Raw genomic sequence first — 23,072 nt, forward strand, 5'->3', positions numbered from 1 at the left:
TTGTACCTAAATATATGAAGCAGTTTCTTTTTTTTATTGTAATGTTGGGAATAACCACACAGGGATATTCTCAATTTGAGTCGAATAAATCATTTAAAGCGATACCGCCCAAGGTGCTGCCTGCTGCTCCTATAAAAAAACAAGAAACTCCTGAAAAATTAAATGAGAAAGATCCTTTTGCAGTAGTTCCAGAAGTAAACCCTGAAAATGTTGCTCCTATTACTGAAGACCCTACTTATTCTAATGGTAAAAAACCTGAGCCCATTTCGATGATAGAAAAACAAAGTGATTTTGCTAACCCAGGTGACGTTGTGATACAAAAGATGGCTAAGGATTTAGATAAAACCCTAGTGCATCAAGGATTAAAAGAAGATTCGAGGTATCTTGTGAAAATCGATGTGAATTTTGGTGATATTAGAACAAAATCAGCGTTTTTTGAAATTAAATGCCGTGATTTTGGACAAATTGATGGAGATTTAATCAAAGCAACTCTTAATAATCAGGACGTAAAAAGTCGATTGTTGTTGCAAAATGATTATCAAGTATTTCGAATTTATTTCAACGAAGGGATCAATATTTTTGAATTAGAAGCCTTAAATAGAGGAGCGTTAGGAGGAAATACGGCCGAATTTCAAATTTATGACGATAAAGGGAGGTTAGTACGTTCTGATTTTTGGGAAAATTGGGATACAGGTGTAAAAGGAAAATTTATCATTGTAAAAGAGTAACTTTTTCAACAGATTTACAAAATTAATATTCAAAAAAAATGTTGTTTTTTGTTGGGATCTACATTGGAAATAGATTTCAAATGCAAGATTACGTGTGCTACATTAGCGTTTTATTTGGGGTGAAAAAAAAGTAAAATTCCATTTTTACAATCCAAATTTAAAAAGTAATTTTGCGCCCATGCAACACAACGTACTTATTTTAGATTTCGGTTCGCAATACACTCAGTTGATTGCGCGTAGAGTTCGCGAATTAAATATATTCTGCGAAATTTTTCCTTACAATCATTTTCCTGATGATTTGTCTAGTTATAAAGCAGTAATTTTAGGAGGTAGTCCTTTTTCAGTTCGTGGAGAAGATGCACCACATCCTGATTTGTCTCAAATACGAGGCAAATTGCCTATGCTAGCCGTATGTTACGGCGCGCAATATTTGGCACATTTTTCTGGAGGTGAAGTAGCTGCTTCTAATACTAGAGAATATGGTAGAGCAAATCTATCTTATATAAAGGAGGATGAAGTATTCTTTGAAGGAATTTCTCCAAACAGTCAAGTTTGGATGAGTCATAGTGACAGTATCAAGGCGTTACCAACCAATGGGGTGAAGTTGGCTAGTACTCACGATGTGGAGTTTGCTGCTTATAAAATTGAAGGCGAAACGACTTATGCGATTCAGTATCATCCAGAGGTTTTTCATTCAACAGAAGGTACAAAAATGTTGGAGAATTTCTTAGTAAAAATTGCCGAAGTTCCTCAAAACTTTACACCTAATGCTTTCGTTGAGGAAATTGTCGCTGAAATGAAAGAGAAAATCGGAAACGATAAAGTTGTTTTAGGTCTTTCAGGAGGTGTGGATTCAACAGTAGCAGCAGTTTTGTTAAATAAAGCTATTGGTAAAAACTTATACTGTATTTTTGTTAATAACGGTTTACTTCGTAAAAATGAGTTCCAAAGCGTTTTAGACCAGTACGAAGGAATGGGATTGAACGTAAAAGGAGTGGATGCTTCTCAACGTTTTTATGATGCTTTAGCTGGGGTTACAGACCCAGAACTAAAAAGAAAAGCCATAGGGAATGCTTTTATTGAAGTGTTTGATGATGAATCACATAAAATTGAAGATGTAACTTGGTTAGCTCAAGGAACGATTTATCCTGATGTAATCGAATCAGTTTCTGTAAAAGGGCCTTCAGCAACGATAAAATCTCACCACAACGTGGGCGGTTTGCCAGATTATATGAAGCTTAAAATAGTAGAACCTTTGCGTATGCTTTTCAAAGATGAAGTACGTAGAGTAGGGGCTACTTTAGGGATTGATCCAGAATTATTAGGAAGACACCCTTTTCCAGGTCCAGGATTGTCAATTCGTATTTTAGGTGATATTACCGCTGAAAAAGTGCAAATCTTACAAGATGTTGATAAGGTATTTATCGACGGACTAAAATCATGGGGGTTGTACGATAAGGTATGGCAAGCAGGTGCTATTTTACTTCCTGTAAACAGTGTAGGAGTAATGGGTGATGAGCGTACTTATGAAAAAGTGGTTGCATTGCGTGCAGTAGAATCTACAGATGGAATGACTGCTGATTGGGTACACTTGCCTTATGAGTTTTTAATGAAAGTATCAAATGATATTATCAATAAAGTAAAAGGAGTAAATAGAGTGGTGTATGACATTAGTTCAAAACCACCTGCAACTATTGAATGGGAATAAAACCTTTGATTTAGTCGTATAAATAAAGAACGGTATCAGATTTTGGAACAAAATTTGGTACCGTTTTGTTATCTTTGAAACCATAATTTTTTTAAAAATAAATGATGAAGTATTTTTTTGCAAGTCTATTAAGCTTTTTTTTAGTGGTACAGTTTGGATTTTCTCAAGGGAAAACGATTACTCACAAAGTGGCAACGGATGAAACCATTGTACAAATTGCTCAAAAATACCAAGTGACTCCTTATGATATTTACCAGCTCAATCCTGATGCGCAAAGAGGATTAAAGTCAAACATGGTTTTGTTAATACCTGGAAAAGCTGCTGGAAAAGTCACTGCTGTAGCACCAAAAATGGTTTTACCAACGGGTTCTCACGAAGTAATGCCAAAAGAAACTTTATATGGTATTGGAAAAAAATATGATGTATCAGAAGAAGCTTTAAAAAAAGCGAATCCTTTTTTGGAAACTGAGGGTTTACAAATAGGGCAAGTTTTAGTTATTCCCTATAATAGATTACATAGGTCAGTTGATTCAGTTAAAAGTGAAAAGGTGATCCGTCATGAAGTATTGCCTAAGGAGACCAAATATTCCATTGCTAAACAATATGGAATTTCTGTTGAAGAATTGGAAAAACGCAATCCTGAAATTGTTCCTAATTTACCAATTGGTTACAAACTTCTAATTAAAGGTAATTTACCAAAAACAACCAATTTAACTGAGCAAGTTGTAGAAAAAAAAGAAGTATTGACTACACTAGATGCTAATTTGAAAAAAGTAGCTACCTATGTAGATTACGAAGTAAAGCCTCAAGAAACATTGTATAGCTTGGCTAAAAATTTTAATTTGACTCAAGAGGAATTCATAGCCTTAAATCCTTCTCTTAAAAATGGACTTTCGACAGGGATGATTTTGAAAGTGCCTGCAAATAAAAACCCTTCATTTCAACCCAAAAAAGAATATGGTTCTCTTTCTAAAATTATAGCAGAAGGAAGACGCAAACGATTGGTGATGTTGTTACCGTTTAATATTCCACATGTGCAGGGAGATACCCTGAATTCAGTTCCAGAAAGATTAAAAAAAGATAAGTTTTTGAATATGACATTAGAGTTTTATTCAGGAGCATTAATGGCTATTGATTCTGCCAAAGTACTTGGTTTGCCAATTGATATAGAAATTTATGATTCTCAAGAAAACAAATTTGGTTCAAATGTGGCAGCTCTTATCCAAAAAAATAAATTAGAAACAGCTAATGCGATTATTGGACCGTTTTATCAAAGCAATGCAGAGGTAGCGGCAAAATTATTAGCTGAGACTAATACTCCTGTTATTTCTCCCTTGTCTAAAGATGTGGGAAACCCGATGCGTAATTTATATCAAACCATTCCTTCAACGGATGCTGTTAAGAACACCATGTTTGATTTTATGCGTGCCAAAGGAGGAAATATCATGGCGGTTGTAGACAAAAAGAAAGTTTCCATTATAAATTACATTAAGGAAAATCAAAAAGGTGTTCCTTTTGTAGCATTTACCGATAAAGGAGCCGTATCAGTAGAAAGTTTTAAAAGTTTGTTGGTCAAAGGAAAGATGAATTATGTGGTGATGGAGACAGCCAATACTTGGATGATAAAAACTACTATTGCGATGATGTTAGGAGTGATGAATGAATATCAAGTGCAATTGGTAATTTTAGAACCTAACGATACTTTAGATTTCGAAGAAATTAAGTTTGATAATTTAGTCAAATTAAAATTGATGTATCCTTCAGTAACTCGTGAAAACGTTAGTCCAGAAGCCATGATTTTTGATAAAAAATACAAAAAAACTAATAATATATTTCCCGGAATATATGCTACGCGTGGATTTGATGTTACCTTTGATACGATGATGCGTTTGGTGCAAGATGTAAAGTTTGAAGAAACTGTGAATTCAGTGGCTACCAAGCAAATTGATAATCAATTTGAATATTACCGAAAAACAGATGGAGGATATACGAATAAAGGAGTTTTTATTCTCTATTATGATTCGGATTTATCCATAAAAGAAGCGAAATAATGACCTCAAAAGTAACTTATTTAGGAGAGTTAAGAACCTCTTCTATTCATTTGCAATCAGGTACTGAGATAATCTCTGATGCGCCCTTGGATAATAACGGAAAAGGTGAAGCTTTTTCTCCAACAGACACAGTGGCGAATGCTTTAGCGACATGTATGTTTACCATTATGGGAATTAAAGCTCGTGATTTGGAAGTGGATCTGACTGATTCAACGGCATCTGTAAACAAAATCATGAATGCTCAACCCCGGAAAATTGGTGCTATCGAAATTGTATTTGAGATGAATGTGGCTGTTGATGATAAGACCAAAACAATTTTAGAAAGAGCAGCGCTTACTTGTCCTGTTTTTTTGAGTTTACATCCTGATATTGAGAAAAAAATCAGTTTCAATTGGAGGTAAAATAAAGTACAAAGAGAAAAGTACAAAGAGTCAAGAGAAAAGAATAAGTAGGGTTGTTGTCTTTTTTCTTGACTCTTTTTATTTGAAAAAAAGTCTTTTAAAAAATGGAAGAAAATCAAAAACAACTCATTAAACTAGCGCATACCAAGATGCCTTTCGGGAAATACGAAGGGCGTTATCTGATAGATTTGCCTGAGTATTATGTAGTGTGGTATCATAATAAAGGATTCCCAAAAGGGGAATTAGGGCAACAATTGCAATTGGTCTATGAATTAAAATTAAATGGATTAGAGGAATTGATACGAAATATTAAAAAAAGATACCCTAAAACTAGATAATTGTTTAAAAGAAATGAGAGTTTTTGAGGTAAAAAAAAATCTGTTGTAGAATTGTCAAATTTCCGAATTATCTCTTTTTTAAATTAGCATAATCCCAATTTATAATCGTATTTTTGCATCGTTTTTTAAACAATTCAATACAAATCAAAAGCAGAATGAATCAAACAAAATATATTTTTGTTACTGGTGGTGTGACGTCTTCATTAGGAAAAGGGATTATTGCAGCATCATTGGCAAAATTGTTACAAGCAAGAGGATACAGAACTACTATTCAAAAATTTGATCCATACATAAATGTTGATCCAGGAACTTTAAATCCTTATGAACATGGAGAGTGTTATGTAACGGATGATGGTGCTGAAACCGATTTGGATTTAGGTCACTATGAGCGTTTTTTGAATGTTCCTACTTCTCAGGCTAATAATGTAACCACTGGAAGGGTTTACCTTTCTGTGATAGAAAAAGAAAGAAGAGGAGAATTTCTTGGTAAGACAGTTCAAGTAGTACCTCATATTACGAACGAAATCAAAGATAGAATTCAGATATTGGGGAAATCAGGTGATTATGATATTGTAATTACTGAAATAGGTGGTACTGTAGGGGATATTGAATCCTTACCTTATATTGAATCCGTTCGTCAATTGGTTTGGGAATTGGGTGAAAACAACGGAATAGTTATTCATTTGACTTTGGTGCCTTATTTGGCTGCTGCGGGTGAATTGAAAACCAAACCAACTCAACACTCTGTAAAAACGTTGATGGAAAGCGGAATCAAAGCCGATATTTTAGTTTGTAGAACAGAACATGAATTATCAGATGATTTGCGTTCTAAATTAGCTTTGTTTTGTAATGTAAAAAGAGAAGCTGTTATTCAATCTATTGACGCTTCTACTATCTATGAAGTGCCAAATTTAATGCTTGAAGAAGGATTGGATATTGTTGCTTTGAAGAAGTTGGATTTGCCTAAAAAAGCAGCTCCAGACTTGAAGCAATGGAATACTTTCTTAAAAAGAATCAAAACACCTAAGCATACAGTAAACATTGGTTTGATTGGTAAATACGTAGAAATGCAAGATTGTTATAAGTCTATTTTAGAGGCTTTTATACATTCAGGTGCTGCTAATGAAACTAAAGTAAATGTAATCTCAATTCACTCGGAATACATTAACGATGATAATATTGCTGAGAAGTTTGCTAATCTTGATGGGATTTTAGTTGCCCCAGGTTTTGGTGAAAGAGGAATCGAAGGAAAAATTGCCGCAGTACGTTATGCACGTGAAAACAAAATGCCGTTTTTTGGTATTTGTTTAGGAATGCAAATGTCGGTTATTGAATATTCTAGAAACGTGTTGGGATTAGCTGATGCCAATTCAACTGAAATGAATAGCGATACTCCTAATCCAGTAGTGAATTTGATGGAAAGTCAAAAAAATGTAACTGATAAAGGAGGTACAATGCGTTTGGGTGCATGGAAATGTGAAATTAAACCAGATACATTGGCTTATAAAATATACGGTGACACAATGATTTCAGAGCGCCACCGTCACCGTTATGAATTTAATAACGACTATTTAGAAGCACTTCAAAATGCAGGATTAAAAGCTTCAGGTGTCAATCCTGATACTGGCTTGGTTGAAATTGTAGAAATTGAAGAGCACCCATTCTTTATTGGAGTGCAATACCACCCAGAATACAAGAGTACCGTGGTGAACCCACATCCTCTTTTTGTAAACTTTGTTGCTGCAGCTGTACAATCTAAAAAGAAATAATTATTGAGATTTCCGTTTCTAAATTTTGAAACGGAAATTTTTACGTTTTAAACAATTTTTAAAAAATATAATGGAAGAAAAAAAATTTGATCCCAATTCGTTAATCGGTTTTTTATTGATATTTGGAATATTAATTTGGATAATGTACCAAAATAAACCTGATGAGGCGCAAATTGCAGCTGAAAAAGCGCAAAAAGAATTGGTTGCTAAAGAAACAAAGAAAGCAGCAGATGTAGCTAAAACGATTACTGCCGTAGCTACTACTCCTGGAGATTCCTTACAATTAGCTCAATTACAAAAATCATTAGGAAACTTCGCTTATTCCGCAACTTTGCCTTCTGCTAAAGATGGTTTTACTACATTGGAAAATGATTTGATTGTCTTGAAAATCGCAAATAAAGGGGGGTATATTGCTGAAGCGACACTTAAAAATTTTGAAAGATTCAAAAAAGGTTCAGGTGAATTAGTTAAATTAATCAAAGACAATAATTCAAGTTTAAACATTACTTTAGCTACTAAAGATAATCATACTTTAAATACCAAAGATTTATTTTTTGAGCCTACACTAACTAAAAGTGGTGAAGACCAAATCCTTTCCATGCGTTTAAAAGCAGCTGATAATGCCTATTTAGAATACAAATATGTGTTGAAAGCAAATGATTACATGCTTGATTTTGAAATTCAAACTCAAGGATTAAATAATGCTTTGGTTACTACAAAACCATTACAGTTACAATGGGATTTAAAAACCTATGCTAACGAAAAAAGTATCAATTACGAAAATCGTTATGCTGAAATGTATTTTGAATATGAAGATGATAAAACAGATTATTTAGGACAAGGTTCAGAAAAAACCGACTCACCTGAAAAAGTTTCTTATATCGCTTACAAGCAACATTTCTTTTCTTCTATTTTATTAACTAATGAGCCATTTGCAAAAGCAGATTTGTACTCAGATAATTTAGTAAATGACCAAGAAATTGATACGACATTTACCAAACAATTTAAAGCTCAGGTTCCATTGGCTTTTAAGAATGGTGAAATAGACCAAAAAATGAATTGGTATTTTGGACCTACTGATTATACATTGTTGCAATCGTATGATAAGAATCTTGAAGCGATTGTTCCATTAGGTTGGGGGATTTTTGGATGGATTAACCGTCATGCTTTTATTCCATTGTATGGTTTGTTGAGTTCCTTTATTGAGCATGGTTGGGCAATTATTTTGTTTACTATTTTAATCAAATTACTGATGTCTCCCGTGACATATAAATCATTTTTGTCTCAAGCCAAAATGAAAGTATTACGTCCTGAGATAAATGAAATTGGGGAAAAATTCAAAAAAGACCCAATGAAAAAGCAACAAGAAACAATGAAATTATACAACAAAGCTGGGGTGAATCCTATGGCGGGTTGTATTCCAGGTTTGTTGCAAATGCCTGTTTTCTACGCACTGTTTCAATTTTTCCCCTCCGCTATAGGGTTAAGACAAAAACCATTCCTTTGGGCAGACGATTTGTCTTCTTTTGACTCTGTTTATGAATTGCCATTCCGTATTCCAGCTTATGGAAGTCATATAAGTTTGTTTCCTATTTTAGCTTCTATTGCTATTTTCTTTTATATGAAATTAACAACAGGTGACCAACAAATGGCGGCACCACAGCAAGAAGGGATGCCTGATATGGCTAAAATGATGAAAATCATGATTTATGTTTCGCCATTAATGATGTTGTTTTTCTTTAATAGTTATGCTTCTGGATTGAGTTTGTATTATTTTATTTCAAATGTTATTTCAATTGGATTATTATTAGTCATCAAAAATTATATTGTTGATGAGGATAAAATTCATGCTCAAATACAAGAGAACAAGAAAAAAGAGCCAAAAAAACCAAGTAAGTTCCAACAAAAATTACAAGAAGTAATGGAACAGCAAGAGGCGATGAAAGCGCAACAAAGAAAAAAATAAATAATACCTTAAAATAAAAAAAGCTTCCTTTTGGGAAGCTTTTTTGCTTAGGATTAGTGTTTGTGGTATTATAAGGTTGGTTGTAGTACTTTATCTATTGCATGAATCACACCGTTTGTACATTGTACATCGGTCACAACAATATTAGCTTTTGTGCTAGATTTGTCTGTAATCTTGGCTCCAGATGTTAAATCAATAGTAATATTTTGCACTGGATTGGTAATCATTGGTACTACTTGTCCATTAGTGAGTGTAGCTGCTAATACATTTCCAGCTGCGGTTACGTGGTATTGTAATACTTTTGTCACTTGCGCATCTGTCGCGCCATTAGCAAATCCACCTACTCCTAAAGCTGCTGTAAAAGCGGTATTTGTAGGAGCAAATACAGTTAGAGGACTGGTATTCGTAGTTAGAGCAGTAGCTACTGCAGCTTGTGGAGTACTTTTAACAATTGTGGCTAGTGTTGAAAAATTTGGATTGGCTTCAGCATGCGTTAGGATGGTAGGTAATCCGATTACTTTATCTACTACATGGATTACACCATTGGTAGCAATTACATTTGCGGTTGTAACTGTGGCAACTCCATTAAGTTTTACTTTATTATCGGCTGTATTGACAAACATACTTAAAGTGTTTGTAGTTGAGGCACTTCCTTTTGCTAATGTTTTGACATAACCAGTAGTTAAATCGGTTGATTTTTTTGTTCCTGTAAGAACATGATTCAATAAGATTTGTGTTAGAACGTCTTTAGGAACTTCGTCAATTGATTTGTAAGTGGTAGTAGCTAAAAATGCGGTAAATGCAGCATTAGTAGGTGCAAAAACGGTGTACTCAGTAGTGCCTTGTAAAGTTGCAGTTAATTCTGCTTTATTTAAAGCTTGAACTAGGATACTGAAATCGGCAGTTTTTGATGCAATACCTGTAATTGTATTGTCTGCTGTAGATGTGTCATTAGTGTCATCAGAACACGAAATAATAGTAATAGCTAGAATCGCAATCATAGCTATAAGTCTGGTTTTAAGTAAATGTTTCATGATTTTGTTTTTTTTTGTTTTTACTAAATTATAAATTTTTGTTTAACTATTTTTAAAAAATAATAAACAAAATTAAAGTTTATGTTTTATTTATATTTTGTTTAATGTATTTTTACATTTGTAACTAACTGTTTTTCAGATATTTGTTTTGTTTGTTGTTGTCTGAGGGTATTTTTTTATTTTGTTTAAGATTAAACACTTTTTGTGACTTTGTTTTAAATAATTTGTTCTGTTTTTTTTCAAAAAAAATTATGTAGAAAATAGGTAGTGAGATAAAAGAAGTAATTTTGTTCTTTAACAGATGAAAATATTTAAGTTGTTTTATATGAGATTTTATTGTTTTATTTTTTTAATTCTATCGAGCCAAATAATAGTATCGCAAAGTATTATTAACCAATTCGATGCTCAAGGAAAGAAGGATGGATTGTGGAAAGGTTTTTATGAAGATTCCAAACGACTCAAATACGAAGGAACATTTGCCCACGGAAAAGAAATAGGAGTATTTAAGTTTTTTGATGATACCAAAGCTGGAGATGTTATTGCTACAAGAGAATTTAATGCTAAGGACGGAAGTGCTTATACTATTTTTTATGACCAATCTAAAAATAAGGTTAGTGAAGGCAAAGTAGTTAATAAGCAATTTGAAGGGGAATGGAAATATTACCACCAAGCTTCTCCTGTTATCATGACTAAAGAAAATTATAAAAATGGTCAGTTAGAAGGAATCCGTTCAGTGTACTACAACAGCGGTAAATTAGCGGAAGAAACCCACTATCGCAATGGAATGAAAGAGGGTGTCTATAAAAAGTACTCAGAAAACGGAATTGTATTAGAAGAAGCTAATTATAAAGCAAATGAATTTGATGGCCCTGCAGTTTATAAAGAAGCCGATGGTCAAATCGTATCTCAAGGAAATTACCAAAACGGAAAAAAAGTGGGAATTTGGAAGTTTTTTGAAAATGGGAAACTAATCAAAGAAGAAAATATGAGTTTGCCTCCCAAGGCAAAAAGAAGAACTAAAAAATAAAGCTATTTTTTTAAGAATAAGGAAGTTTTGGACGATAAGAAAATTGTTTTGCTTATGATTCACTGAATTTGCATAGCTGAAAGTGATATTCGATTCAAACTTTGTACCTTTGCACCCTTATAAAAAATGAAAAAAGAATGAAACGTGTCGTTGTAGGTCTTTCGGGAGGAGTTGATTCAAGTGTCGCTGCTTATTTGTTGCAACAAGAAGGGAATGAGGTGATTGGGTTGTTTATGAAAAATTGGCATGATGATTCAGTAACTATTTCCAATGATTGTCCTTGGTTAGAGGATAGTAACGATGCGTTGTTAGTTGCTGAAAAACTTGGTATTCCTTTTCAAACTGTGGACTTGAGTGAAGAGTATAAGGAGAAAATCGTGGATTACATGTTCAATGAATACGAAAAAGGACGTACTCCTAATCCTGATGTTCTTTGTAATCGAGAAATTAAGTTTGATGTTTTTATGAAAATAGCATTAAGTCTTGGGGCAGATTATGTGGCTACAGGACACTATTGTCGTAAAACAACTATTGAAGTAGCAGGAGAAACCATTTATCAATTAAAGGCAGGTAAAGACAGTAATAAAGATCAATCGTATTTTTTGTGCCAATTATCTCAAGAACAATTAGCCAAAGCGTTGTTTCCTATTGGCGAATTAACGAAACCACAAGTGCGTGAGATTGCTGCTGAAATGGAATTGGTTACGGCAGAAAAAAAAGATTCTCAAGGACTTTGTTTTATTGGAAAAGTTCGTTTGCCCGAATTTTTACAACAAAAATTACAGCCTAAAGAAGGTTTGATAGTGCAAATTGACGCTGCTGACTCCATATATTCGATAGAAAATCAAGCGTATTCTACTGTAATTGAAGAAATAAAACAAGAATCTAAAAAAATTAATTATTTACCTACCATGGGTAAAGTAGTGGGGAAACATCAAGGGGCTCATTATTTTACTGTTGGCCAACGAAAAGGATTAAATGTAGGTGGAACCAAAGAAGCTTTGTTCGTAATTGCCACAGATGTGGATAGCAATACCATTTATACTGGTATGGGGGCACAACATCCAGGATTGTTTAGAAAAGCCTTATTTGTTGAAAGTTCTGAGGTACATTGGATTCGCAAAGATTTGAAATTACAGTGCGGGGCATCTCTCGAAGTTATGGCTCGTATTCGTTACAGACAGCCTTTGCAAAAAGCAATTCTTTACCAAGAAAAAGAAGGGTTGTATGTGTATTTTGAGGAAGCTCAATCAGCAATCACTGAAGGTCAATTTGTGGCTTGGTACCACGAGGATGAATTGCTTGGATCAGGAGTAATTTCTTAAGATTTACTCTTTTAAATAAAAATAAGTCAAAATGAAGCGAGTCGAGGTTACAAAAAAATAAAGATTTAGTGTTTATTTATTATATTTGACACTGCACTATTATTTTTTGGTAAAATTGAAAAAACTATCTCTTATATTCTTTATTTTGACGTTTGTGACCTCTTGGTCACAGGAAGATGCATGGGTCTATTTCAATGCCAAAGCCAATGAGCAAGCATATTATTCGTCACCCTTAACCATGCTTTCCCAAAGAGCGTTAGAACGACGAAACAAGCAAAATATAGCCTTAGATTTTAAAGACATTCCAATTAATCCTTCTTATATTAATCAGGTTAAAGCGGTTTCAGGGATTTCAGTTATGGCTAAATCTAAATGGTTGAATGCTTTGCACGTGAGAGGTTCTGTAGCGGTACTGAATTCGCTCAAATCATTTGATTTTGTGAGTAAAGTTGATTTTGCTGATAAATCATTGAACACAACAGCTAAGGTAGTAGCTATCTCAAAGTCTAAAGTGGAGTCAAAAATGACTAACAACCGCGTGAATTTTGCTTACGGTAATTCTGAGAACCAAATTAAAATGCTTCAAGGACAGGTCTTACATGAGCAAAATTATACTGGCGAAGGGATGATTATAGCTGTATTAGACGCAGGGTTTCCTGGCGTAAATACAGCACAACCTTTTAAGCGATTAAGAGATAATAGTAAAATTTTAGGAGGATATGATTTTGTGAATAGAAATGCCAATTTTTATTCAGGAAATAATCATGGAACTTATGTGTTGTCCAGTATGGGCGGATTTCAAGAAAATGCTCTTGTTGGTACGGCTCCGGACGCTTCTTATTATTTGTTTATAACGGAAGATACTAGTGAGGAAAACCCTGTTGAAGAATCTTATTGGGTGGAAGCCGCAGAAAAAGCAGATAGCTTAGGAGTGGATATTATAAATACTTCGTTAGGGTATTTGGGTGATCATACTAATCCTAGATACAATCATACCTATGAAGATATGACGGGTGATGCTACCTTTATTTCTAGAGGGGCCAATATTGCTTTTTCACGTGGTATGGTAGTGGTTGCCTCTGCGGGTAATGATGGTACAGAATTGGAACCTCATATTGGCTCACCAGCCGATGCTTTTTCAGTATTAACAGTGGGAGCAGTAACAGCTACCAAAACCAAGGCTAATTTTAGTTCAATAGGGCCTAGTTATGACGGTAGAGTCAAGCCCGAAGTGATGGCCCAAGGGCATTCTACAGTTTTAGCAGATGAAAAAGGAAATATAATTGCAGCCAGTGGTACTTCTTTTTCGGGGCCTATTATGGCTGGGATGGTCGCGTGTTTATGGCAGGCATTTCCTAATAAAACGAATAAAGATATCAAAGAATTGATAATAAATTCAGCTGATAAATTGAACACTCCCACGCCTGAATATGGCTATGGAATTCCTAATTTTAGTTTAGCTCTTGGGCTGCAGTTGCCTCTCGTAGAAGAAGAGGATGTGATGAATGCGATTCATTTGAATCCCAATCCTACAGCTACATCCGTTAAGGTGACATTTCCTCAGTATATTAAAGGGGTGAATGTCAAATTTTATTCGGCTACGGGTAATATTGTTTTAGATTATAAAAATGTTATATCAGATAATCCCATTTCATTAGAATCATTAGCGAGTGGAACTTACATTTATAAATTAGAATGTAACAGTACGACCAAAACCGGAAAAATTATTAAATTATAAATAATTTTTTTGATGAATAAAATTACCCAATTATTTAAAATTCAATATCCTATTATTCAAGCAGGAATGGTGTGGGTAAGCGGTTATAAATTAGCTAGTGCTGTAAGTAACGCTGGTGGTTTAGGATTGATAGGAGCGGGTTCTATGTATCCCGATGTTTTACGAGAACATATTCAGAAATGTAAAAACGCTACTTCACGTCCTTTTGGAGTGAATATTCCTTTATTATATCCCAATATTGAAGAGATTATTAAGATTGTTATTGAGGAACAGGTTAAAATTGTATTTACATCTGCTGGAAATCCTAAAACTTGGACACCTCTTTTAAAAGAACATGGTGTTACTGTAGTCCATGTTGTTAGCAGTGCTTATTTTGCTCTAAAAGCACAGGATGCGGGTGTGGATGCTATAGTGGCTGAGGGTTTTGAAGCAGGAGGACATAATGGAAGGGAAGAAACTACTACTTTTACCTTGATTCCGATGGTTAAAGAAAAAATAGCAATTCCATTAATAGCAGCAGGTGGTATCGCTACTGGTCAAGGAATGTTGGCCGCCATGGCATTAGGGGCTGATGGTGTGCAAGTAGGTAGTAGATTTGCTGCTTCTGAGGAATCTTCGGCACATGATAATTTCAAAAATTTAATAGTGGCTACTAAGGAGGGTGATACACAACTGACCTTAAAAGAAATTACTCCTGTACGACTGATAAAAAATAAATTTTACAATGATGTTCAGGAATTATACAAGAAGTGTGCTTCGCCAGAAGATTTAAAGATTTTGTTGGGTAAAGCTAGAGCTAAAAAAGGGATGTTTGAAGGTGATTTGGTAGAAGGTGAGCTAGAGATTGGTCAGGTTTCTGGAATTATTCATGAGATTAAACCTGCTGCTGAAATTGTAATTTCCATGATGGAAGAATTTCAAAGAACAAAAATAGAAATACAAAATAACAGTCGCATATAATGATATTCCCCAAATTTAAATTAAGTTTAGTAGTGCTCTTATTCGGTTTTGGTATGCAAGGATTGTATAGTCAATCCTATAAATTTACCACGTCAGGGGTAAGTGTTTTAGAGAAAAAAGAGAAGGGAAAATGGGGTGAATGGTCCAATTTAGAATTGGTTAATCTGGTGGTGAATTTGGATACTAATAAACACCGAATAGTAGTTTACTCGCGAATTATTCAAGTTTATGATATTTTAACGTATGTTCCTGTAGAAGAAAATGATACGGATATTGTATATTCTTTTGTGTGTAAAAATATTGACGGCGAAGAGTGTACTATTTCAATTGTTACAAGAAAAAAACAAGACAACCGAAAACAAATGTATATCAATTTTGGTGACCGAATAATTTTGTACAATATTTTTACTGCCTAAAACTTATTCAATAGCTTTAATAAACTCATCATATTCTAAATAAAATAACTCCAGAGCATTCATTTTGTCGAAAAAGAAATCAAAAATGATATCCCAATGATTGCGATTGCTAAACCCTACGCCTAATTTTTCAACCCAAATTCGGCTGATTGTTTTTCCATTTTCAAGTACATATTCTTTTTCAAAAACCAAGTCTTTAATATATTCATCTTCTAAAATGTTTTTTAACGCTTCTAATTTTTCAAAATAAGCGATACGTTTTTCTGCATTCCGATGTTCGATATCAATTAAAACTTGTGCTTTTTTATTGTCCACAAAAAATTTAAAAGAGAAGTCCTTTATTTTAGTGTCATATAAAACCCATTTACGAGGGTATTTTTCGGCAAAATTGACCCAAAATTCTCTTTTTATTTTTTGTGACTCTTCTTTACTGTACATTTTGATGTGTTTTAATTGTCGAAAATTTGCGAACCGTTAATTTCTGGACTATATTTATAATAGCAACGGATTGCAAAAATAAGATTTGATTATGGATTTTCGTCATTTTTTAGAAATTGTTCCTCATATTATAAAAGCGGAGTTACCTGCTTTGACTGCGCATGCCAAGATGGCTCCTTTTGAACGCATGGAACAATTAAAAAATATTGATTTAAACAGTCCACAAATCAAAACAGCTGCCGTGATGATGTTGCTTTATCCGAAGCAAAGTGTAACTCATTTGGTGTTAATCGTTCGAAATTTATATGATGGAGTGCATTCAGGTCAAATCGCTTTTCCTGGTGGTAAATTCGAACTTGAAGACACTGATTTTGCTCAAACGGCATTAAGAGAAACTCATGAGGAAGTAGGTGTTTCACCTGAACATGTTGAAATTAAAAAGGATTTTTCTCCTATATATATTCCTCCTAGTAATTTTATGGTATATCCTTTTTTAGGAATTAGTTATCATGAAATTCAATTCATTCCAGATCCTTCTGAAGTTGATAGAGTGATTGAATTGCCATTGTCTGTATTTTTAAGTGATGAAATAATAGTAAAAGTCCGAATGACTACATCTTATGCCCAAGAAATAGAAGTGCCTGCTTTTGAAATTGATGGACAAATGGTTTGGGGGGCAACGGCCATGATATTAAGTGAACTGAAAGAAGTTTTGAAATCCGTTATGTAGCTTTTACTTTGAAAATATTAAAAACTTAAAAAATGACAAAATCGACAGTTCCTTGAAAATAATTAAAAATAACTACATTCGCAATTCAAAATAAAATAATTAATTATGGGATTGTTTCAACGAAATCCTTTTGGACATATTCTTTTTATAAAAAAATGGTTAATTCGGCTATTCGGGTTACTGACTCACCGTCGCTATCGAGGATTTAATGAATTGCAAATTGAAGGTTCTGAGATTATCAAAAACTTACCAGAAACAAATGTGCTTTTTATATCCAATCATCAAACTTATTTTGCAGATGTAGTGGCGATGTTTCATGTCTTTAATGCAAGTTTAAGTGGTCGAACTGACAGTATCAAGAATGTAGGGTACTTATGGCAACCTAAATTAAATATTTATTACGTAGCAGCTAAAGAAACTATGAAAGCTGGTTTGTTGCCTAGAATTATGGCATACGCAGGCGCAATAACTGTGGAACGTACTTGGCGTTCCAAAGGGATTGATGTGGCCGAGAAAAAGCAAGTAAATCCTAATGATACCGAAAATATTAAATTGGCACTACAAGATGGTTGGGTGATTACTTTTCCACAAGGAACTACTAAATCTTTTAAACCAGTGCGCAAAGGAACTGCTCACATTATTAAAGAACATAAACCTATTGTAGTTCCCATTGTTATTGATGGCTTTAGACGCTCATTTGATAGAAAAGGGTTAAGAGTAAAAAAGAAAGGTATTCTACAATCGTTTATTATCAAAGAACCGCTCCAAATTGATTACGAAAATGAAACTATTGATGAAATTGTTGAAAAAGTAGAATATGCCATTGAGCAACATCCTTCTTTCTTAAATGTCATTTCAATTGAAGAACTCGAAGAACAAGAGCGATTGAATAAATTGAGAGAGTGGGAGGTTTAGATGTAGTTTGTTTATTGTTTAAAAGTTGAACTGGTTAATCGTTTAGTTGATTGTAAATAATTGAATTTTTTCTAAGCAATGAGCATTGGCCATAACAATTGAAATAAAATAATTTACAAAAAAACATAATCTTAAGTAACAAACAACAAGTCCTAACCAATCACCTTCTAACCATATTATCTATGAATATTCCAAAATCATCTTTACCCAGAATTGTAATTATAGGTGGTGGTTTTGCCGGAATCGCTTTGGCAAAAACTTTAAAAAAACAACCAATACAAGTGGTACTTTTGGATAAAAACAATTATCATACATTTCAGCCTCTATTGTATCAAGTAGCAACAGGAGGTTTGGAAGATGGCTCTATTGCTTATCCTTTACGTAAAGTCATTCAGGAATACGAAAATTTTTATTTTAGATTGACAAATGTTCAAGAAATTGATACTGTTAATCAAAAGATAATTACAGAAATAGGCGAGTTAAACTATGACTTTTTGGTGATAGCAACAGGTGCCAAGGTAAATTATTTTGGGAATAAAGAAATAGAACGCAACAGCATGGCAATGAAAAATATTCCACAAGCTTTGAATATACGGAGTTTGATCTTGGAGAATTTTGAGCAGGCAGTTTTGACCCAAGATATTGCTGAAAGAGATAGTTTAATCAATTTTGTACTTGTAGGAGGTGGTCCTACAGGTGTTGAATTGGCTGGTGCTTTAGCTGAAATGAAAAAAGCGATTTTGCAAAAGGACTATCCTGATTTGGATATCTCTAAGATGCAAATCAACCTCATTCAGAGTGGTGATAGGATTCTAAATACTATGAGTGAAGCTTCCTCTAGAGCTGCTGAAAAATTTCTTGAAAGTTTAGGTGTAAAAATTTGGAAAAATGTACGGGTCAAAAATTATAACGGGCGTACTGTTAGTACAAATACTGATTTAAGTTTTGAAACAGCAACTGTAATTTGGTCGGCAGGTGTACAAGGAGCAACTGTACCTGGATTAGATGCCGATTGCTTAATTCAAAAAGCTGAACGCATACGTGTTAATGAATTTAATCAAATTAAAGGATATGAAAATCTATTTGCTATAGGTGATGTTGCGTGTATGGAAACAAAGGATTTTCCTCAAGGGCATCCTATGATGGCACAACCTGCTTTACAACAAGGAGAAGTACTTGGAGAAAATTTAATACGACTAATCAATAAGAAACCAATGGAAGCTTTTGAATATCATGATAAAGGTTCAATGGCAACCATCGGAAGAAACAAAGCAGTTGTTGATTTGCCTAAATTCCATTTTCACGGGGTTTTTGCATGGTTTGTTTGGATGTTTGTTCATCTTTTTTCTCTTATTGGTTTTAAGAATAAAGCAGTTGTTTTTTTGAGTTGGGTGTACAACTACATTCGTTTTGACCGAGAAAGCCGGTTAATTATTCGCCCGTATAAGAAGAAAAGCTTTGTAACATTTACCAGTGATGAACTTTGATGGTGTAAGTGAATTTTGTATAGATAAACCAATGCCTAAAAATGAAAAACCATCTAACCTATAAAAGGAGAGATGGTTTTGTATAAGTAAGTAATTCTAAATTGAGTTGATAAAACGTTTATTTTACTTTATTAAGTACAGCTTTGAAAGCTTCAGGGTGGTTCATCGCTAAATCTGCAAGAACTTTTCTGTTCAATTCGATTCCGTTAGCTTTTACTTTACCCATGAATTGAGAATAAGACATTCCTTCCAATCTAGCTCCAGCGTTGATACGTTGAATCCATAAAGAACGGAAATTTCTTTTATTCACTTTTCTATCGCGGTATGCATAGCACATTGCTTTTTCTACCGCATTTTTAGCAACTGTCCAAACGTTTTTACGTCTACCAAAGAAACCTTTGGCTTGCTTCATTATTTTTTTTCTTCTTGCTCTTTTAGCAACTGAGTTTACCGATCTTGGCATAATTTTTACTTTTTTTTGTAGCAGGCGGCTTGAATTTAATCAAAAGCACTTATTGGCCATACTCCAAGGTTATTAAATTGTTTTAACCTAAAGAATTTAAAACAGTGTTCAGGTTTCAGGTTTTAGTGTTCAGTACTAACTGATTACTAAATACTGACAACTGATTACTAATTTAGATGATTCTTAATTGTTGTTTGATGCTTTTCTCATCTGTTTTGTGAACTAGCGCTGAGTGAGTCAAGGCTAATTTACGTTTTTTAGATTTTTTAGTCAAGATGTGACTTTTGAAAGCATGCTTTCTTTTAATTTTTCCAGAACCAGTAACTTTAAAACGTTTCTTGGCGCTAGACTTAGTTTTCATTTTAGGCATTTTTTCCTAGTGTTTTAATTTATTCTTACTTACTTATTTTTTGTTTCAAGTTGATAGTTTCAGGTCTTAAAACTGATTACCAAAAACTGTAAACTGAATATTTCTTATTTTTTCTTTTTAGGTGCAATGAACATAATCATTCGCTTCCCTTCTAAGACAGGCATCGCTTCAACTTTGCCAAATTCTTCTAAATCTTGAGCCAAACGTAACAATAAAATTTGCCCTTGATCTTTATAGATGATTGATCTACCTTTAAAGAATACAAAAGCTTTTAATTTAGCTCCTTCTTTTAAGAATTTTTCAGCATTTTTTCTTTTAAATTCATAATCGTGCTCATCAGTTTGAGGGCCAAAACGAATTTCTTTTACAGTTACCTGTGTCGATTTAGCTTTTAAGATTTTGTCACGTTTTTTTTGTTCGTAAACAAATTTCTTGTAATCCATAATCTTGCAAACCGGAGGTTCTGCATTAGGCGAAATTTCAACTAAGTCCAATTCAAATTGATCGGCTAGTCTTAATGCTTCAGCAAGTTTAAAAACCCCTGGCTCAATATTTTCGCCCACGAGTCTTACTTCTTGTATACCACGAATATTATTGTTTATTCTGTGGGCATCTTTCTTTTCTACGCGAGGTTGATAACCTCTATTGCTTCTTATTGCTATGGCTTTATAAATTTAAGTTAAACTGTAAATACTTTTAATGTCTTTTTTATTTCTTCGTTAACAATAGTAGCAAAATCGTCTATTGTTATCGTAATATTTCCTTTTCCTTCTTGACCGTGACGACGTACAGAAATAGTTCCATTTTTTTCTTCATCTTCACCTACGATTAACATGAATGGGATTTTCTGCATTTCGGCATCTCTGATTTTTTTACCAATAGTTTCATTTCGGTTATCAATCAGGGCGCGAATTTCGTGATTTTCTAGCAAATCTAAAACTTTTTTAGCATATATTTCATATTTCTCGCTCAAAGACAAGATAATAGCTTGCTCGGGCATTAGCCAAAGCGGGAAATTTCCTGCGGTATGTTCTAGTAAAATGGCGATGAATCGTTCCATTGAGCCAAATGGTGCTCGGTGAATCATTACAGGTCGGTGGAGTTCGTTATCAGAGCCTTTGTAAGTTAAATCAAAACGCTCTGGTAAGTTGTAATCTACTTGGATGGTTCCTAGTTGCCATTGTCTGCCAAGTGCATCTTTTACCATGAAATCCAATTTAGGTCCGTAAAAAGCAGCTTCACCATACTCGACTACCGTTTTTAAACCTTTGTCTGCGGCGGCATTGATGATAGCGCTTTCTGCTTTTTTCCAATTTTCATCAGTTCCAATGTATTTTTCCTTGTTTTCTGGGTCTCTTAGAGATATTTGAGCTGTAAAATCTTCAAAACCTAATGAGCCAAAAACATAGAGAACTAAATCAATTACCTTTTTAAATTCTTCGTCTAATTGTTCTGGTGTACAAAATATATGAGCATCGTCTTGAGTAAATCCTCTAACGCGTGTTAATCCATGTAATTCCCCACTTTGTTCGTATCGATACACTGTTCCGAATTCAGCATAACGTTTTGGTAGGTCTTTATAAGACCAAGGGCGAACATTGTAAATTTCACAATGGTGTGGACAGTTCATAGGTTTTAATAAAAATTCCTCACCCTCTGCTGGTGTGTTGATAGGTTGAAAACTGTCTGCCCCATATTTAGCATAATGGCCAGAAGTAACATAAAGTTCTTTTTGACCAATATGTGGAGTGGCTACTTGTTCGTAACCCGCTTTTTTCTGTGCTTTTTTTAAAAACTGCTCTAAACGTTCTCTTAGAGCGGCTCCTTTTGGGAGCCACAAGGGTAGGCCTTGACCTACTTTTTGTGAAAATGAAAACAGTTCTAATTCTTTACCTAATTTTCTATGGTCTCTTCGTTTGGCTTCTTCTAGAAGAGCTAAATATTCAGTCAGGTCTTTTTGTTTAGGAAATGACGTTCCATAAACGCGTGTTAATTGTTTGTTTTTTTCATCACCTCTCCAGTATGCGCCTGCGACACTCATGACTTTCATGGCTTTGATGATTCCAGTGTTTGGGATATGTCCTCCACGACATAAATCAGTAAAAGTATCGTGATCGCAAAAAGTTATTGTGCCATCTTCTAGATTTGTAATTAATTCTGTTTTGTAAACATTGTTTTTATACATTTCTAGGGCTTCGGCCTTGGTAACTGAACGCATTTTGAATTCGTGTTTGCCTCTTGCTATTTCTAATACGCGATCTTCAATTTTTTTAAAGTCAGCTTCTGTGATTTTATGCTCTTCGAAATCAACATCGTAATAGAACCCATTTGCTATTGCAGGTCCTAATGTTAATTTGATTCCTGGATACATTTCTTCAAGTACCTGTGCCATGACGTGAGAAGTCGAGTGCCAAAAAGCTTTTTTTCCATTTTCATCACTCCAGGTATATAAGACAAGGCTACCATCAGTAGTCAATGGGGTAGAGGTTTCAATAGTTGTTCCGTTGAATGCTGCTGAAATTACATTTCTAGCAAAACCTTCGCTAATACTTTTAGCTACATCCATGGGAGTTATGTTTGGTGCGTACTCTCTAACTGACCCATCGGGTAAAGTAATCTTGATCATTGTTTGTTTTATTTTTGAGAATGCAAATATATAGGATTACAAAAATACATACAATATATATATAAGGATTGTTTGCAAGTATTCTGGTTTTAGCTATATATAATAAGGTGTATTGTTTTTTCAGGAGCTGTTTCCTGCTATTCGCTCTATCTTGTGTCGGCCTAAATGCTCGCCGCCACAAGGATGCCGCTTCTATCAGGGCTAGGGTATAGGTGGTTTCAAGAAGGTTTGGGTTGATGATGGTGGTTTGTCGCTGTGTGAAAGTTTGGATATACAGTTGTATGTGTGGAATTGTTAGGAGAAATTATAATGTCTAGATGAAAGATTTGTTGGGTTTTCTTGTCTTCTTGGTGGATTTTTGTTTAGGTTCTTTGTGTTTTTATAAATAAGGGGATGTGTTTTGTGTCTTTGAGTAGTTCCAAACTCCTACAATTTCAAAAAAGATAAAAATGTAAGAAACATATTTTCAGGTTGTTAAAAAAAAGGCAGAAATAAAAATAGCAAAAGGTATTGTAAAAACGAATAAAGGTGTTACTTTTGCACCCGCAATCAGCAAGACGTTCACTGATATACTGGCAAGCA

General features: G+C 34.1%; 21 protein-coding genes. 15 read left to right on the forward strand and 6 right to left on the reverse strand.

Annotation, left to right across the window (positions count from 1 at the left end; translation table 11 throughout):
* The first annotated feature begins 14 nt into the window (after positions 1–14).
* The 7 genes from K5R64_RS13465 (at position 15) to yidC (ending at position 8,961) form a co-directional block, all read left to right on the forward strand.
* On the forward strand, positions 15–728 hold the full coding sequence (locus K5R64_RS13465) for a hypothetical protein (RefSeq protein WP_220764161.1): 714 nt from the start codon (positions 15–17) through the stop codon (positions 726–728).
* A 178-nt stretch (positions 729–906) separates the two neighbouring features.
* A complete protein-coding gene (gene guaA / locus K5R64_RS13470) occupies positions 907–2,436 on the forward strand; it encodes a glutamine-hydrolyzing GMP synthase (protein WP_220764162.1) in 1,530 nt (509 codons plus the stop codon).
* A 101-nt stretch (positions 2,437–2,537) separates the two neighbouring features.
* The gene (locus K5R64_RS13475; RefSeq protein WP_220764163.1) at positions 2,538–4,487 is read left to right on the forward strand and encodes a LysM peptidoglycan-binding domain-containing protein; all 1,950 of its coding nucleotides are present in this window, start codon (positions 2,538–2,540) and stop codon (positions 4,485–4,487) included.
* Positions 4,487–4,888, forward strand: coding sequence for an OsmC family protein (locus K5R64_RS13480; RefSeq protein WP_220764164.1), 402 nt, complete (start codon positions 4,487–4,489; stop codon positions 4,886–4,888). The genes K5R64_RS13475 and K5R64_RS13480 overlap by 1 nt, the downstream gene beginning before the upstream one ends.
* A 104-nt stretch (positions 4,889–4,992) precedes the next feature.
* On the forward strand, positions 4,993–5,226 hold the full coding sequence (locus K5R64_RS13485; protein ID WP_220764165.1) for a DUF3820 family protein: 234 nt from the start codon (positions 4,993–4,995) through the stop codon (positions 5,224–5,226).
* A 155-nt stretch (positions 5,227–5,381) separates the two neighbouring features.
* Entirely contained in the window at positions 5,382–6,995 is a 1,614-nt protein-coding gene (locus K5R64_RS13490) for a CTP synthase (protein ID WP_220764166.1), read from the forward strand.
* A gap of 70 nt (positions 6,996–7,065) precedes the next feature.
* Positions 7,066–8,961, forward strand: coding sequence for a membrane protein insertase YidC (gene yidC, locus K5R64_RS13495; protein ID WP_220764167.1), 1,896 nt, complete (start codon positions 7,066–7,068; stop codon positions 8,959–8,961).
* Positions 8,962–9,029: 68 nt separating this feature from the next.
* On the opposite strand, the gene K5R64_RS13500 is transcribed toward yidC, so the two are convergent.
* Positions 9,030–9,995: a fasciclin domain-containing protein gene (locus K5R64_RS13500; RefSeq protein WP_220764169.1), complete on the reverse strand. Its 966-nt coding sequence runs from the start codon at positions 9,993–9,995 to the stop codon at positions 9,030–9,032.
* 325 nt (positions 9,996–10,320) lie between these two features.
* Here K5R64_RS13500 and K5R64_RS13505 point away from each other — a divergent pair, with 325 nt between their 5' ends.
* The 5 genes from K5R64_RS13505 to K5R64_RS13525 all read left to right on the forward strand — a co-directional run bounded on the left by K5R64_RS13505 (position 10,321) and on the right by K5R64_RS13525 (position 15,461).
* Entirely contained in the window at positions 10,321–11,022 is a 702-nt protein-coding gene (locus K5R64_RS13505) for a toxin-antitoxin system YwqK family antitoxin (protein WP_255580384.1), read from the forward strand.
* 137 nt (positions 11,023–11,159) lie between these two features.
* Entirely contained in the window at positions 11,160–12,347 is a 1,188-nt protein-coding gene (gene mnmA, locus K5R64_RS13510; RefSeq protein WP_220764173.1) for a tRNA 2-thiouridine(34) synthase MnmA, read from the forward strand.
* Positions 12,348–12,462: 115 nt separating this feature from the next.
* Entirely contained in the window at positions 12,463–14,085 is a 1,623-nt protein-coding gene (locus K5R64_RS13515; protein WP_220764175.1) for a S8 family serine peptidase, read from the forward strand.
* A 12-nt stretch (positions 14,086–14,097) separates the two neighbouring features.
* On the forward strand, positions 14,098–15,045 hold the full coding sequence (locus K5R64_RS13520) for a nitronate monooxygenase family protein (protein WP_220764177.1): 948 nt from the start codon (positions 14,098–14,100) through the stop codon (positions 15,043–15,045).
* The gene (locus K5R64_RS13525; RefSeq protein WP_220764179.1) at positions 15,045–15,461 is read left to right on the forward strand and encodes a hypothetical protein; all 417 of its coding nucleotides are present in this window, start codon (positions 15,045–15,047) and stop codon (positions 15,459–15,461) included. Before K5R64_RS13520 ends, K5R64_RS13525 begins: the two co-directional genes overlap by 1 nt.
* A 3-nt stretch (positions 15,462–15,464) precedes the next feature.
* Here K5R64_RS13525 and K5R64_RS13530 read toward each other — a convergent pair whose 3' ends face one another.
* Complete coding sequence (locus K5R64_RS13530) at positions 15,465–15,899, reverse strand: DUF4268 domain-containing protein (protein WP_220764181.1); 435 nt, start codon at positions 15,897–15,899, stop codon at positions 15,465–15,467.
* A gap of 91 nt (positions 15,900–15,990) precedes the next feature.
* On the opposite strand from K5R64_RS13530, the gene K5R64_RS13535 reads away from it, so the two are divergent.
* The 3 genes from K5R64_RS13535 (at position 15,991) to K5R64_RS13545 (ending at position 19,031) form a co-directional block, all read left to right on the forward strand.
* On the forward strand, positions 15,991–16,629 hold the full coding sequence (locus K5R64_RS13535; protein WP_220764183.1) for a CoA pyrophosphatase: 639 nt from the start codon (positions 15,991–15,993) through the stop codon (positions 16,627–16,629).
* Positions 16,630–16,734: 105 nt separating this feature from the next.
* Positions 16,735–17,544 (forward strand): 1-acyl-sn-glycerol-3-phosphate acyltransferase, encoded by an 810-nt coding sequence (locus K5R64_RS13540; protein WP_220764185.1) that lies wholly within the window; start codon positions 16,735–16,737, stop codon positions 17,542–17,544.
* Positions 17,545–17,726: 182 nt separating this feature from the next.
* Positions 17,727–19,031, forward strand: coding sequence for an NAD(P)/FAD-dependent oxidoreductase (locus tag K5R64_RS13545; RefSeq protein WP_220764187.1), 1,305 nt, complete (start codon positions 17,727–17,729; stop codon positions 19,029–19,031).
* Between the two features lie 118 nt (positions 19,032–19,149).
* On the opposite strand, the gene rplT is transcribed toward K5R64_RS13545, so the two are convergent.
* The 4 genes from rplT to thrS all read right to left on the reverse strand — a co-directional run bounded on the left by rplT (position 19,150) and on the right by thrS (position 22,490).
* Entirely contained in the window at positions 19,150–19,494 is a 345-nt protein-coding gene (rplT, locus tag K5R64_RS13550; RefSeq protein ID WP_086453231.1) for a 50S ribosomal protein L20, read from the reverse strand.
* A 172-nt stretch (positions 19,495–19,666) separates the two neighbouring features.
* Positions 19,667–19,864, reverse strand: coding sequence for a 50S ribosomal protein L35 (rpmI, locus tag K5R64_RS13555; protein ID WP_011921545.1), 198 nt, complete (start codon positions 19,862–19,864; stop codon positions 19,667–19,669).
* Positions 19,865–19,968: 104 nt separating this feature from the next.
* Complete coding sequence (gene infC, locus K5R64_RS13560) at positions 19,969–20,526, reverse strand: translation initiation factor IF-3 (protein ID WP_374758134.1); 558 nt, start codon at positions 20,524–20,526, stop codon at positions 19,969–19,971.
* 17 nt (positions 20,527–20,543) lie between these two features.
* Positions 20,544–22,490 carry a threonine--tRNA ligase gene (gene thrS, locus K5R64_RS13565; protein WP_220764189.1) on the reverse strand — a complete coding sequence of 649 codons (1,947 nt, stop codon included), beginning with the start codon at positions 22,488–22,490 and terminating at the stop codon, positions 20,544–20,546.
* Between the last annotated feature and the right edge of the window lie 582 nt (positions 22,491–23,072).

The organism is Flavobacterium sp. UMI-01, assembly GCF_019656315.1.
Lineage (GTDB): Bacteria > Bacteroidota > Bacteroidia > Flavobacteriales > Flavobacteriaceae > Flavobacterium.